General features: G+C 63.8%; 14 protein-coding genes. 5 read left to right on the forward strand and 9 right to left on the reverse strand.

The window, feature by feature from the left end:
• The first annotated feature begins 94 nt into the window (after positions 1-94).
• On the forward strand, positions 95-643 hold the full coding sequence (locus tag NLY43_RS22760; RefSeq protein ID WP_031196023.1) for an invasion associated locus B family protein: 549 nt from the start codon (positions 95-97) through the stop codon (positions 641-643).
• 55 nt (positions 644-698) lie between these two features.
• Here NLY43_RS22760 and NLY43_RS22765 read toward each other — a convergent pair whose 3' ends face one another.
• The 9 genes from NLY43_RS22765 to NLY43_RS22805 all read right to left on the reverse strand — a co-directional run bounded on the left by NLY43_RS22765 (position 699) and on the right by NLY43_RS22805 (position 8,639).
• Positions 699-2,207: an aldehyde dehydrogenase family protein gene (locus NLY43_RS22765; protein WP_023712263.1), complete on the reverse strand. Its 1,509-nt coding sequence runs from the start codon at positions 2,205-2,207 to the stop codon at positions 699-701.
• A gap of 20 nt (positions 2,208-2,227) precedes the next feature.
• The gene (locus NLY43_RS22770; RefSeq protein WP_023712264.1) at positions 2,228-2,572 is read right to left on the reverse strand and encodes a cupin domain-containing protein; all 345 of its coding nucleotides are present in this window, start codon (positions 2,570-2,572) and stop codon (positions 2,228-2,230) included.
• A 23-nt stretch (positions 2,573-2,595) separates the two neighbouring features.
• Complete coding sequence (locus NLY43_RS22775) at positions 2,596-2,937, reverse strand: cupin domain-containing protein (RefSeq protein WP_023672950.1); 342 nt, start codon at positions 2,935-2,937, stop codon at positions 2,596-2,598.
• Positions 2,938-2,958: 21 nt separating this feature from the next.
• Positions 2,959-3,309 (reverse strand): cupin domain-containing protein, encoded by a 351-nt coding sequence (locus NLY43_RS22780; RefSeq protein ID WP_023672949.1) that lies wholly within the window; start codon positions 3,307-3,309, stop codon positions 2,959-2,961.
• Complete coding sequence (locus NLY43_RS22785) at positions 3,306-4,580, reverse strand: glycosyltransferase (protein ID WP_023712265.1); 1,275 nt, start codon at positions 4,578-4,580, stop codon at positions 3,306-3,308. The genes NLY43_RS22780 and NLY43_RS22785 overlap by 4 nt, the downstream gene beginning before the upstream one ends.
• Before the next feature lie 9 nt (positions 4,581-4,589).
• On the reverse strand, positions 4,590-5,663 hold the full coding sequence (locus tag NLY43_RS22790; RefSeq protein WP_023712266.1) for an ABC transporter ATP-binding protein: 1,074 nt from the start codon (positions 5,661-5,663) through the stop codon (positions 4,590-4,592).
• Positions 5,660-6,451, reverse strand: a complete 792-nt coding sequence (locus tag NLY43_RS22795) for an ABC transporter permease (RefSeq protein ID WP_023712267.1) — start codon at positions 6,449-6,451, stop codon at positions 5,660-5,662. Before NLY43_RS22795 ends, NLY43_RS22790 begins: the two co-directional genes overlap by 4 nt.
• 186 nt (positions 6,452-6,637) lie before the next feature.
• Entirely contained in the window at positions 6,638-7,480 is an 843-nt protein-coding gene (locus tag NLY43_RS22800) for an ABC transporter permease (protein WP_023712268.1), read from the reverse strand.
• A gap of 94 nt (positions 7,481-7,574) precedes the next feature.
• A complete protein-coding gene (locus NLY43_RS22805; RefSeq protein WP_023686655.1) occupies positions 7,575-8,639 on the reverse strand; it encodes a polyamine ABC transporter substrate-binding protein in 1,065 nt (354 codons plus the stop codon).
• A gap of 235 nt (positions 8,640-8,874) precedes the next feature.
• On the opposite strand from NLY43_RS22805, the gene NLY43_RS22810 reads away from it, so the two are divergent.
• The 4 genes from NLY43_RS22810 to NLY43_RS22825 are packed head-to-tail and all read left to right on the forward strand — an operon-like array spanning position 8,875 to position 13,800.
• Positions 8,875-9,813, forward strand: a complete 939-nt coding sequence (locus tag NLY43_RS22810) for a GntR family transcriptional regulator (protein ID WP_023685712.1) — start codon at positions 8,875-8,877, stop codon at positions 9,811-9,813.
• A gap of 10 nt (positions 9,814-9,823) precedes the next feature.
• Positions 9,824-11,107, forward strand: coding sequence for a glycosyltransferase (locus NLY43_RS22815; protein ID WP_023712269.1), 1,284 nt, complete (start codon positions 9,824-9,826; stop codon positions 11,105-11,107).
• 6 nt (positions 11,108-11,113) lie between these two features.
• Entirely contained in the window at positions 11,114-12,496 is a 1,383-nt protein-coding gene (locus NLY43_RS22820; protein WP_023712270.1) for a glutamine synthetase family protein, read from the forward strand.
• Positions 12,497-12,498: 2 nt separating this feature from the next.
• A complete protein-coding gene (locus NLY43_RS22825) occupies positions 12,499-13,800 on the forward strand; it encodes an NAD(P)/FAD-dependent oxidoreductase (protein WP_031199555.1) in 1,302 nt (433 codons plus the stop codon).
• Positions 13,801-13,815: the final 15 nt, after the last annotated feature.

Consider the following 13,815-nt stretch of genomic DNA (forward strand, 5'->3'; position numbering starts at 1 on the left):
ATTTAGCCCGAGCTCATGTACCGTATTGGCTTCCCCGCCAGGCTCGGCTGTTGTATCAACGCGCTCGGCGAAACCCTGACACGACGAGGATCGGGTGGCTTCATTGCTGAGAACCGTTTGTGGCCGGGCCGCCTGGGTCGGCGCGCTATGGCTGGTCGTGACGGCAGGGTCGGCGCTTGCCGAAGAGCCGAAGTCAACCACATCTGCCGAGACCAAGCCTGCAGAAGGCAATCCGTGGGCGCTAAACTGCGCCAGCGGATCGGCCGGCATCGAGCTTCAATGCCAGGTCTCCCAAAACCTTACCGAGGCCAAGACGGGGCAGCGCGTTCTTACCGTTACGGTTCGCCGCGACAACGGCAATGGCAACCTCGCCATGCTGCTGGCCTTGCCGCACGGGCTGTTCCTGCCTTCCGGCGCCTCGTACCAGATCGACCAGGGGCAGAAGACGACCATTGCCATCCAGACCAGCGACCAGAACGGCGCCTATGCCGCGACCCCTTTGTCGGCGGACCTCGTCAAGGCGATGAAATCGGGAACCAACCTGAACATCGGCATGGAGTCGGTGACGCGCAAGCCGGTGACCATTCCGGTCTCGCTTGCCGGATTCACTGCCGCGATCGACAAGCTTCAAGCGTTGAAATAGCCGGCCTATCTCGGCAGATGCGTAAGCATCAGCTTACGTTTTGGACCGGCCGGACTCACACGTGCTTGCGGCCGCCTGTCTCGCGGAACCAGCTGTCGGGGTAAGGATACCACCAGTCCTGGATCGCCGGTCTGTGGTCGATGATGACCATCTTGGAGCGTCGGAAGGCGTCGAGTCCCTGGCGTCCCAGCTCGCGGCCAAGGCCTGATGCCTTCCAGCCGCCGAAGGGCAAGGCGTCATTGTCGATCAGCGGGTTGTTGACCCAGACCATGCCGGCCTCGAGCCGCTCGGCCGCCTCATGCGCCTCGGCGAGGTCGGTGGTGAACACCGAGGCGCCGAGGCCGAACGGGCTGTCATTGGCAAGCCGGATCGCCTCGTCGAAATCCTTGACGCGGCAGATCGCGGCGACCGGTCCGAAACACTCTTCGCGCACGATCGCCATATCGGGGGTGACGCCGGTCAGGATCGTTGGCTCGTAGAACCAGCCAGTGTTGTGCGCCGGCGGAATGCGCCCGCCGGCAACGGCTATAGCGCCGTTGCTGATAGCATCATCGACCAGCCGCATCACTTTCGCCCGGGCGGCTTCGCTGACCAGCGGGCCGATCTCGGTCTTGTCCATGCCATTGCCGATGCGCAGCGCCCGCGTCTTCTCGGCGAACAGCTCGACGAAGCGATCGTGAACCGAGTCGACGACAAAGAAGCGTTCGGCCGAGGTGCAGACCTGGCCGGTCAGGTGGAAGGCGGCGGTGACGCTGCCGGCTGCCGCCACGTCGAGCGGCGCGTGCTCGCTGATGATCAGCGGATCGCTGCCGCCGGCTTCGATGACGCAAGGCTTCATGCGCTCGGCGCAGGCGACTGCCACGGCTTTGCCGGCGGCGACCGAGCCGGTGAAGGCGACAGCGTGGATGCGTTCGGAGGCGATCAGCGCCTGCGCGGTGGCGGCCGTGCCAGGCAGGCAGGCGACCAGCCCTTCCGGCAGTGAACGGAACACCGTCATGTAGTCCAGCGTCGACAGCGTCGTCGCTTCGGCCGGCTTGATGACGCAGCCATTGCCGGCGGCAAGCGAGGCCGCAACGGTCCAGCACATCAGCAGGATCGGGAAGTTGTAAGGCATGATGTGCACGGAGACGCCATACGGCTCGTAGCGCGCATACTGGAACGACCCGGCCTGCGTCGTACCGGCGATCTTGCCGGCGTCGTCGCGCGCCATCTCGGCATAGTAGCGGAAGATCGGCGCGCAATTGGCGATCTCGCCGATCGCTTCGGGATAGGGCTTGCCCATCTCGCGCACCATCAGCTCTGCGCAGCGCGTGAAGTCCGCCGCCTCGATGGCGTTGGCGACCGCATGCAGATGCTTTGCCCGGCTCTTGGCATCGAGCTTCTTCCAGGCGGCTTGTGCCGTGGTTGCGGCACACAGCACCGCATCGACCTCACCGTCCGTTGCGGCGGAGATCGAGCCGACGGTCTCCAGCGTCGCCGGATCGATCACCGGTTTTGCCGTGCCGGTCATCGGCCGGTAGTCCGGATTGACGAAGAAAGCCGGCCGTTCAGCGGAGAATTGCATGGTCGTCCTTTCAGGTCCGCTCAGCGGATCATGTAGACCTTCTTGATGGTCTCATGGACGGTGCAGACGCCTTTCCAGTCCTGCGGGAAGAACGCCGCCGTGTCCGGCTCGATCTCGATGACCTCGCCCGATTCGTGCACATAGGTGCAGCGGCCCTCGAGGAAGTGGCAGAACTCGTCGCGGGTGACATGGCAGTGCCATTTGCCGGGGGTGCAGACCCACAGGCCGCATTCCGAACGGCCCTCCGGCCCCTTGTAGAGCAGCTTGCCCGAGGTGTGAGACTCGCCCTCGATCACGGTCGGGATGACGCCCCAGTCGACGAGGTCGGTGATGGCAAGCGGAGATTGCATGATGGGCGTGGTCATGGCGATTTCCTTTAAAAAAGTGCTCAGCGGCACATGAAGGCCTTGGTCAGTGTTTGCGTGATGGTGGAGGTGCCGGCCCAGCCGGCGGGGAAGAACACCAGCATGCCGGCCTCGACCGGGATCTCTTCGCCATTCTCGCGGACATAGGTCCCGCGGCCCGACAGGAAATGGCAGAACTCGTCGGCGGCAAAGGTAACCTTGCGGCTGCCTGGCGTGCACGACCACAGGCCGCATTCGCTTGAGCCGTCCGGGTTCTGCGAGAGGATCCTGCCCGAGGCGCGCGGCGAGCCGGCAAGCGTGTTGCTGCCCCCGCCCCAGTCCTCCAGTTTCACGGTCGAGGCCTTTGGCCAGTGCGGTGTCGGCATATTGGGAAGCTCCGTTGCTGTTCAAGCCAGCATGTAGACGTTGCGCATGGTCTCATGCACGGTGCATTCGCCTGTCCAGCCGGCAGGGAACATGACCACGGTCCCGGCTGCGACTTCTACCACCTCCCCGGCATCCGACCGGTACGTCGCGCGGCCGGCGACGAAATGGCACAATTCGTCGCGCGGAATCGAGAGCCGCCAGCGGCCGGGCGTGCAGACCCAGATGCCGGATTCCGGCTGGTTGTTGGGTCCTTTGTGGACAAGCCTGCCGGTCGAGTGCGACGCGCCGTCCAGCGCGTCGGACTGGGCGCCCCAGTCGACGAGGTCGGTGCGGGTGGAGGCTTGGTAGAGATGCGGGGCGGAGGAGGTCACAGCAGCGCCTCCAGCAGCCCGGCTGCCTTCTCAGGCCCGTTCTGGGCCTGCATCTGCGCCGAGGTCTTCGCCAGCCTGATCTTCATCTTGGGGTCAGTCAGGCAGGCTTCGATCCTGCTGATCAGCTGGGCGTCGCTCCAGTCATAGCGCGGCATGCCGAAGCCGTGGCCGGTTTCCTGGACGCGGGTGGCGTTGTCGTGGCCGTCCCAGACATAGGGCATGATGATGGCCGGCTTGCCGAAATAGAGGCACTCTGTGAACGAGTTGTTGCCGCCATGGTGGATTACGGCATCGACCTGCGGGATGACTGAAGGCTGCGGAAACCAGCTCTCGACGACGACGTTGTCCGGCACATCCGTGTACAGGTCCTTGTAGCCGCCGACATTGACCAGCGCGCGGTAACAGGTCTTGCCCAGTGTTGCGATTATGCGCTTCAACAAATCGACATCGCCGGCGCCGAGGCTGCCGAAGGAGACATAGAGCAGCGGCCCGTCATTGTTCTCGGCGAAGGTCGGCACGGCGTATGGCTTTTCCTGCCGCACGCAGCCTTCGAGATACTGGAATTTCGTCGTATCAAGCGGATGGCGGCGTTTGAACTTTGCCGCTTCGGGATAGAGCAGCAGATTGAGATAGGGCGAGGTCTCGAAGAACTGACCGACCGGGTATGGCGCTTCATTGTTTGCGGTGAGGAAGGCGTTGAAGTCGTCGTGGATGGGCTTGATCACCGCATTGAAATGATCGCGATAGCGCTGGTGGCCCACATGGTCGTTCTCGCCGCAACCGGAGAGATGCGGCGGGATGTCCTCATCCTCGATCTCGTTTTCCGAGCAGGAGATGACGCGCACCCAAGGCTTGCCGAACTGTTTGATGGCCGGAAACAGGATGACATTGTCGACGCAAATGACATCAGGCTTGATGGCGGCCAGGACTCGCGGCAAATCCTTCTGCGCCCATTTGGCGCTGTCGACGATCGCGGTCCAGCAATCCTTCACGTAATTGTCGACCTGATCGTAGGGCGATTTGCGGAAGTTCGGGATGTGGCCGTTGATGAAGTCTTCCCAGAATTTCGCCATCTGCTCGGGCGGCATCGGCTCCGACAGGTTCACCGGATGCGCTTCGAAGCCGTAACCCTTGTAGACATCGACAAAGCCGGGGTCGGACAGGAACACTGCCTTATGGCCGCGCGCCTCGACCGCTTGCGCGATGCCGACCGAATTGAGCGCCGGGCCGTAGGCCGCTTCGGGAAAAAACGCGATCGTCTTCTGCGCCATCAAGCTCTCCTATTCCTGAAAAATTCTGACATCGGCGGCGTCCCAGCCGAGTTCGACCTGATCGCCCGACGAGACCGGCCGGCGGTCGGCGGCATCGGCGGTGACGCGCACCAGAAATGGTTTTGGCGACAGAGGCGTGCGGATATGCAACTGCAGGTCCAGCCCGTGATAGGCCAGCGCCTCGACCATGCCGGCGGTGCGGTTGGCGGTCTCGGGTGACGGGAACAGCCGGATGCGTTCGGGTCGCACCGAGGCCACGGCGGAAGCGCCGGGTGAAAGCGCGGCGGGAACCTTGCCGGCAATGCGCGCGCCGTTCGCGGCGATCACGCCATCCGCAGACACCTTGCCCGGTACGAAATTCATCACGCCGATGAAGTCGGCGACGAAACGGTCGGCGGGATGCTCGTAGATCGCATGCGGCGCGTCGCATTGCAGCAACTGGCCGTCCTTGAGCACCGCCATGCGGTCGGCCATGACGAGTGACTCTTCCTGGTCGTGGGTGACGATGACGAAGGTGATGCCGACTTCGTGCTGCAGGCGCTTCAGCTCCAACTGCATGGCGCCGCGCAGTTTCTTGTCGAGCGCCCCGAGCGGTTCGTCGAGCAGCAGCAACCGAGGCCGTTTGACCAGCGCGCGGGCGAGCGCGACGCGCTGCTTCTGGCCACCCGACAATTGCTCAGGCTTACGGTCGGCGAAGGGGACAAGCTCGGTGGTGGCCAGAATGGCCTCGACGCGGGAACGGATTTCAGCTTTCGGCAAGCGCTCCATCTCCAACCCGTAGGAGACATTGGCGCGCACGCTCATATGCGGGAACAGCGCGTAGGACTGGAACATCAGATTGACCGGCCGCTTGTTGGGCGGGGTCCGGGCGATGTCCTTGCCATCGAGCAGTATGCGGCCGCCGGTTGGCGTCTCGAAGCCGGCCAGTATGCGCAGCAGCGTGGTCTTGCCGCAGCCGGAGGGTCCAAGCAGCGCGAAGAACTCGTTTTCGCGGATGTCGAGCGAGATGCCGTCGACGGCGGTGACCCGGCCGAACTTCTTCGAAACGTTATCAATGGCCAGCAGCGTGCGCGGTTCGCTCATTGGCCGATGATCCCACGGTTGAGCCGCTGCGACAGGGTCAGCGCGGTGATGGATACCGCCATGACGATGGTCGCCAGCGCGTTGATCTCCGGCGTGATGCCGAAGCGGATCATGGCGTAGATCTGCATCGGCAGCGTCGTCGAGGCGCGGCCGGCACCGGCGGTGAAAAAGGCGATGATGAACTCGTCGACCGAGAGCGTGAAGGCAAGCAGAGCGCCGGCAATCACTGCCGGCGCGATGACCGGCAATGTCACACGCCGGAAGGTGGTCAGAGCCGAGGCGCCGAGGTCGGCGGAGGCCTCGACGATCGACCAGTCGAAACTCTTTAGCCTTGCGCGCACCACCGAGCAGACGAAGGCGAGGTTGAAGACGACATGGGCGAGGATGATGGTATGCAGGCCCATGGTCAGGTTTAGCATGGAGAAGAACGACAGCAGAGCGATCGCCAGGACGATGTCGGGGATGATCATCGGTGCGAAGATCAGCGCCTCGAGACCCCTGCCGTATTGCCGGCGCATCTCGATGCCGATGGCCAGCAGCGTGCCGAGCAGCGTGGCGATGGCCGTGGAGAGCAACGCCACGATCAGCGTGTTGAGCGCAGCGGAAAGGATTGCGGAATTGCCGGCCAGCGAGGCATACCATTTCAGCGAAAAGCCCGACCATGCCGTCGGCAATCCGCCTTCGTTGAAGGACAGCGCCACCAGCACGGCGATCGGGATGTAGAGGAAGGCGAAGACGAGGGTGAGGATCGTCCGCATGCCGAGCGTACGGGTGAAGGAATGGGTCATCGCCGGCCTCCGACAATTGGAGGGCAAGCGAACGACCAGAGTCCTTCTCCCTGTTCGCGGGTAGAAGCTACCGGCAGGCAGACGGGGGGCAGCGTTGAGCGTCGCAAAGGTTGACGCCGCCCCTCATCCGCCCCTTCGGGGCACCTTCTCCCGGTGAACGGGGAGAAGGCAAGAATTGCGCGGCGCTCAGCCATAGGCGTCACCCCTTGCCTCAGCCGCACGTCCCGCGGCGCGGTCGGCGGCGAGCGCCTGCGCCATAAGCACCAGAAGCATGATGGCGATCAGCGCCATCGCCAATGCCGCGCCAAACGGCCAGTCATTGGCGGTCAGGAACTGGTCGTAGACGAGGTTGCCGATCATCTGGAAGCGGCCGCCGCCAAGCAGCGCCGGGGTGACGAAATTGCCGATCGACAGCACAAAGACGAAGACAGCACCCGCAGCGATGCCGGGCACGGTCAGCGGCAGGATGACACGTCGGAAGGTGGTGGCAGCGGAGGCGCCGAGATCGCGTGAGGCCTCGGCCAGTTCCGGGTTGAGGCGTGACAGCGGCGCGTAGCAGGCGAGGATGACGAAGGGCAGATAGTTGTAGACGAGGCCTGCGATGACCGAGCCTTCGGTATAGAGCATCGAGGGCGGTTCGCCGGTGTAGCCGAACCAGCGCAAGAGCTGGGTGATCAGGCCTTCGCGGTTCAGCAGCACGATCCAGGCATAGGTGCGGATCAGGTAGTTGGACCAGAACGGCAGCACGGCGAAAAACAGGAACACCGGCTGCCACCGGCGCGGGGCGGCCGCGATCGCATAGGCGGCGGCATAGCCGATCACCACCGCGATCAGGGTCGCGGTGCCGGCGATACGCGCCGATTTGAGTAAGATGCCGGCATAGAGCGGGTCGAAGACCAACCCGAAATTTTCCAGCGTCAAAGTGTAGTCGATGCCGCCATAGACGCCGCGCCGGAAGAAGGCGAGCGCCAGCACCAGGGCGCATGGGATAACCATCAGCGCGGTCAGCCAGACCAGCGCCGGGGCCATCAGCAGAGAGGAACGAAGTCGGGTCTGGGACAATTTCTCGGGTACCGCTCAGGGCCGGCGGCAGAAGTGCTGCCGGCCGTGAAGTCTGCGCCGCTTACTGCGCGGCCTTGATCTCGCTGACGATCTTGGAATAGTCGCGCTGGGCTTCGCCGACGTCACGCAACTGCTCGAACTTGACGAGATCGGCCACCGGCATCGCCATGTTGGGGAATTTGGCCAGGAAGTCGGCCGGCAGGCTTTCCATCGCCGGCTTGTTCGGCACCTTGTAGTCGATGTTCTGCGCCGCCCAGGCGTGGTTCTTGGCGTCGAGCATGAAGTTGATGAACTTGAAGGCGTCGTCCTTGTGCTCGGACGCCTTCATCACCACCATCGTGTCGACCCACAGGTCCGAACCTTCTTTAGGGATGACGTATTTGATCTCCGGCTTGTCGGCGATGCCGTAATTGCACCAGCCGTCCCAGGCCTGCACCATCAGCGCCTCGCCGGAAACCAGCTTGGAATAGAAGGTGGTGTCGTCATAGGCGAGCAGGGTCTTCTTGGCGGAGATCAAGAGGTCCTTGACCTCGGCCATCTTGGCCGGGTCGGTCTCGTTGACCGAATAGCCCTTGTCGAGCTGCCCGGCGGCCAGCAGCCAGCGATCGGTCGCCAGCATGGTGGTCTTGCCCTTCATCTCGTCGGAAGGGGCGAGCAGGTCGCTCCAGCTCGTGGGCGCCGTCTTGACAAGGTCAGAGCGGTAGCAGAGGCCCGTCGTGCCCCAGGTGTAAGGCACGGAGAAAGCGTTGCCGGCATCGTGCGGCAGCTTGGTCGCTTCGGGATAGAGGTTGGCGAGGTTGGGGATCTTGGCATGGTCGATCGGCTCGGTCAGGCCAAGCTTGTTTAATACTTCGGCGAAGGGCGAGGAGACGAAGACCACGTCATAGCCCTTGCCGCCGGCGGCAATCAGCTTGCCCATGATCTCTTCATTGGTGGCGTGCACCACCACTTCGCCGGCAATGCCGGTGGCGGTCTTGAAAGCGGCCATGGCGTCGGGTGCCATGTACCCATCCCAGTTCGAAATAACGAGGTCGGCTGCGGCGGCCGGCCCCGAGAGCGTCAGGGCGAGACCGAGAGCGATTGAGGATGTATTGAGCGCACGGCGCCGCAGGCTGGTAGCGGTCATGGCAGTCTCCCATTCGGTTTGATCGTCGAAATCATTTGCCGGACCAAGGCCGGCGACGCGCGCGCCTGCCTCGATCCTGTTCCCTCGGTCTTTTCTCGCCGATTGTGCCGACAGTACTATTGCAGAAAAAAGTACGTCAATCCATAATCTGTCAACCGACGGAGGAATTTGGCCGATTGTCCCTGTTCCGGCGATCAGCCAGACCAATGCGCCACATTCGCATTCGAGAAAAGTCATGCAAGCCGTAGCCAGACGACCTCGCACCAACCATCTCGATCTGGCGCAGCGCATCCTGGATGTGGCGCGGCAGCGTGGCTTCGAGCCTGGCGCCCGCCTGCCCGAACAGCAGATCGCCTCGCTGTGCAATGTCTCGCGCACGCCCGTACGCGCCGCACTCGGCCTGCTCGCGGAACGGGGCGTGGTGCGCTGGGAGGCCGACAGCGGTTATCATCTGACGGTCGACCTCGCCGCCCAGCCCGCCATTGCCGCCGAACTACCTAGTGCGGAGGAAGACGAGCTCGCCGAAGCCATCCTGCGCGACCGCTCGGCGCGACGGTTGGACCAGACGGTGACCATCGCGGGGCTGATGCGACGCTACGACGCTGATCGCAAGACGGTACTAAAAGCACTTAACAAACTGACCGACGAGAATCTTCTGGATCGTGCGCCTGGGCAATCCTGGTTGTTTCGCCGCGCGCCGGACGATCCGGAGGCGCAAGGCGAAAGCTACGAGTTCCGCCTGGTGCTGGAGCCGGCGGCCATCCTGACGCCAGGCTTTCGGCTGGACGGGGCGCGGGCAGCAATGTTGCGGCAAGGCATGGAAGCGCTTGCAGCGCTGCCGGACGAGACATTCGACACGCGCGAGTTCCAGCGGCTGGACATGGATTTTCATGGCATGATCGCCGAGGGCTGCGCCAACCGTTTTGTGTCGGATGCATTGGCCGATCATCTCCGCCTGCGCCGGCTGCCGGGCATCTATTCCGGCGTCAACGTGTTTCGGCTGCGGCAATCGTTGCGCGAACACTCGGGCATACTCGACTATCTTGAAAGCCGGCAGTATGAGGTGGCTGCCGATCTGCTTCGCATCCACCTGCGGCTCTCCCGCAGCCAGCGACCGCAAGCAGCCAGCCGCGGAGCTCCCGCACTGTTCGGCATGATCAGCCGGCCGGATTGAAGAGGAATAATTGACGCGTAAAGCCAGCCCGACCATCGCGCTGTTTCCCGAAGCCAGTTTCGGCGCCGCGTTGAATTGCGTCGGTATCGCACAGGCATTGCGCGCACGGGGCGCTCGCCCCGTCTTCATCTGCCATGCCGGCTTCTCCGGCGTCTTTACCGACTATGGCTTCCAGGAATACCATCTGCCGACGGATGAGCCGCTGAGCGACAGCGACCGCCAGAGCTATTGGCAGGCCTTCGTGCGCCGGCACCTGCCGCATTTCCGGCTGAGCCCGATCGACCAGCTCGAGACCTATGTCGCGCCGACCTGGCAAGCGATCGTCGACACCGCCGTCAACGCCGAGGCGCCGCTGCGCCAATTGCTGGCGCGGCTGAAGCCGGACGCGGTGGTGCTCGACAACGTCATCATGTTCCCGGCGATCGCCGCCGCCGGCTGCCCGTGGGTGCGCGTCGTCTCCTGTGCCGAGACGGAACTGCCGGATGCCGAGGTGCCGCCTTATCTCTCGGGGATGGGTGCCGAGGACCCGCAACGTGCGGCGTTCGAAGCGCGCTATCTCGCGGCCTCCGCACCCGCGCATGAGTGCTTCAACCGTTTTCGCGCGGATGCCGGCCTGGCGCCGTTGCCCAAGGGCCTGTTCCTCGAGACATCACCCGACCTCAATCTGCTGCTGACGCCAGCGATCGTACGGCGTGAGCGGGCCGAGCCGCTCGACCCCAAACGCTTCGTTTATCTCGAAGGCTGCGTGCGCTCGGAAGGGCCGTTCGAGGTGCCGGTGTTTCCGCGCAATGGCGGGCCGCTGGTCTATGTCAGCTTCGGCAGTCTCGGCGCGATGGATGTCGGGCTGATCGAACGCATGCTCGCCGTCTTCGACCGGCTGCCGGCGCGCTTCATCGTCAATGCCGGCGGCCTGCGCGACGCCTACCGCGCGGTGCCGGACAATGTCTATCTCGACGCCTGGTTTCCGCAGCCTTCGGTGGTGGCGAAGTCGGACCTGTTTATTCATCACGGAGGAAACAACAGTTTTTGCGAGGCGCTGCGCTTCGGCGTGCCATCGCTGATCATGCCCTATTGCTGGGACGGACATGACAATGCGCAACGCGCGGGAGAGACGGGCGTGGGCGACCATATCGGCCGCGACGCCTGGACCGAAGGGGGATTGGAGAGAGCCATTCTCGGCCTGCTGGCCGACGATGCGATGCGCGCCCGCCTCAGGGACAATGCTGCCAAGATGGCGCTGACCCCTGGAACGGATGTGGCCGCGCAAGCCATACTCTCTCTCATAGGTACGTGAACCAAAATGCAGGACAAAAATACCAACACCGCTCTCTTCACCGGCAACGATCCCAAGGCCTGGCTCGCCCAGCACGGCATCACGGAGGTCGAGTGCCTGGTGCCCGACATGAATGGCGTGCTGCGCGGCAAGGCGCTGCCGACAGCAAAATTCCTCAAGGCGCTGGAAGACCGCGCACTCTACCTGCCGAGCAGCGCTTTCCTGGTCAGCATCGATGGCCGCTACTCCGGTTCGATCGACGAAGGCTTTGCCTATCAAGACCCGGATATGCGCATGGTGCCTGATATGTCGACGCTGTGCCTGGCGCCGGGCGGTGGCCCTGGCAAAGCCTATGTCTTCGCCGACGCCTTCCACATGGAAGGCAAGCCCTGGATGGCCTCGCCACGACATGTGCTGCGCGCCGTGCTCGATCTCTACCGGAAGCGCGGTTGGCGCGCGGTGGTGGCGCCGGAAGTCGAATTCTATCTGACCGCGCCCAATCCGAATCCCGACCAGCCGCTGACAGCACCGGTCGGCGCCAATGGCCGCGCCGAGGGTTCGCAGCATCCCTATGACATGGTGGCGCTGGAAGAATTCGAGCCGGTGATAAGGCGCGTCTATGACTATGCCGCGGCAGCCGGTCTGCCGCTCGACACGCTGATCCATGAATCCGGCACCGCGCAGCTGGAGATCAATCTGCTGCATGGCGACGCGGTGCCGCTGGCCGACCAGGTGCTGCTGTTCAAGCGGCTGACGCGCCAGGCGGCGCAGCAGAGCGGCATGCACGCCACCTTCATGGCCAAGCCGATCGCGGCGCAGGCGGGAAGCTCGATGCATCTGCACATGTCCGTCGTCGATGAGAAGACGGGCGCCGCGCTGTTTGCCGACAGAGATGATGCAGACACCGAAATGTTCGGCCATTTCATCGGCGGCCTGCAGAGATATGTGCCCGAGATCATGCCGCTGTTCGCACCCAACGTGAACTCGTTCCGCCGCATCCGGCCGAACCACAGCGCACCGGCCAACATCGAATGGTCGCATGACAACCGCTCTTGCGGCCTGCGCGTGCCGGCAGGTGGCCGCGCCGCCCGGCGGGTAGAGAACCGCTTGCCGGGAGCGGATTGCAATCCCTATCTGGCGATCGCCGGTTCGCTGCTTGCCGGCTATCTCGGCGTCGAGCAGAAGCTGGCGCGCTCGGCCGAGGCATCTGGCAATGCCTACAAGATCAAAAGCACGCTGCCGAAAACCATGGAGGAGGCGCTTGATCGTTTCACCGCTTGCGAGCCGGTGCGGGCACTGCTGGGCGAGGATTTCTTCCAGACCTATCTGCGCGTCAAGAGCGTCGAACTCGACCTGTTCCAGAGCGTGGTCACGAGCTGGGAACGCGACCATTTGCTGCTGAAGGTGTGATCATGGCCTCCAGCTCGACGGGTTTCAATTCGGGCCTCGATATCGGCAAATCCTATTATGTCGCCACCGCCAATCCGGCGCCGGACCATCCGGCGCTGGCGGGAGATGTCGACGCCGATTTGGTGGTGGTGGGCGGCGGCTGCACCGGCCTGTCGGCCGCCCTACACGCCGCCGTGCGCGGCCTGAAGGTGGTGCTGCTCGAAGGCGGCAAGATCGGCTGGGGGGCATCGGGCCGCAATGGCGGCCAGATGATCCCCGGCTTGCGCAAGGGCGCCAAGGGGTTGGTCAAGCTCTATGGTCCCGAGCGGGCGAAGGTGCTGTTCGACCTTGCCTTCGAAGCGCGCGGCCTGGTGCTCGACATCATCGAGCGCCACGCCATCGATTGCGATCTGCGGCTGACCGGCCATCTCGTCGGCGCGGTTAACGGCTCTGATCTCAGAGACCTCGAAGAAGAGGCGAAATGCCTCGAAAGCGTGATGAAGTTCCGCGACGTCGAGATCCTGTCGGCAGCGCAGGCGCGCGGCAAGGTGGACACGCCCTATCGTGGGGCGATGTATGAGCCGCTTGGCGGCCACATGCATCCGCTGAACTACACGCTCGGGCTTGCCCGAGCAGCCGTGGCCGCCGGCGTCACCATTCATGAGAATTCGGTGGCGGTGAAGTTGGAGCTGGAACCATCGATCCGGGTCTCGACATCGAAGGGTTCGGTACGGGCCAAGCATGTCGTATTGGCGGGCGATGCGCTGCTCAATGGGCTGGAGCCACGCGTCAACAGCCGTATCATGCCGGTCGGCAACTACATCGTCGCCACCGAGCCGTTGGAGGGTAAACGCAATGTCATCCCGGCCAATGTGGCGGTGTCCGACACACGCTTCGTCGTCAACTACTACCGCATGTCGGCGGACGGACGCCTGCTGTTCGGTGGCGGCGAGCGTTACACGCCGTCGCCGCCGGCCGACATCGCCGGCTTCGTGCGGCCGCATATGGAAGCCACTTTCCCGCAATTGAAGGGCTGCCGTATCGACCATGCCTGGGGCGGGCTGGTGTCGGTGACGACATCGCGGCTGCCGCATGTCGGGCACTATGGCGAGGTCTATTTCGCGCATGGCTATTCCGGCAAGGGCGTCATCCTGTCGACGCTGTCGGGCAAACTGCTCGCCGAAGCGATCACCGGTGATGCCTCACGGCTCGATCTGTTCTCGACGCTGACGCCGATGCCGTTCCCGGGTGGAACCGCGCTACGCGGTCCGCTCTATGTGCTGGGGATGTTGTGGTACGCGATGCGCGACCGCATCAAGCATTGAAGGCTGCGGCCGGCG

Origin of the sequence: Mesorhizobium sp. C416B, from assembly GCF_030323165.1 — a bacterium.
In the GTDB taxonomy this organism is placed as follows: domain Bacteria; phylum Pseudomonadota; class Alphaproteobacteria; order Rhizobiales; family Rhizobiaceae; genus Mesorhizobium.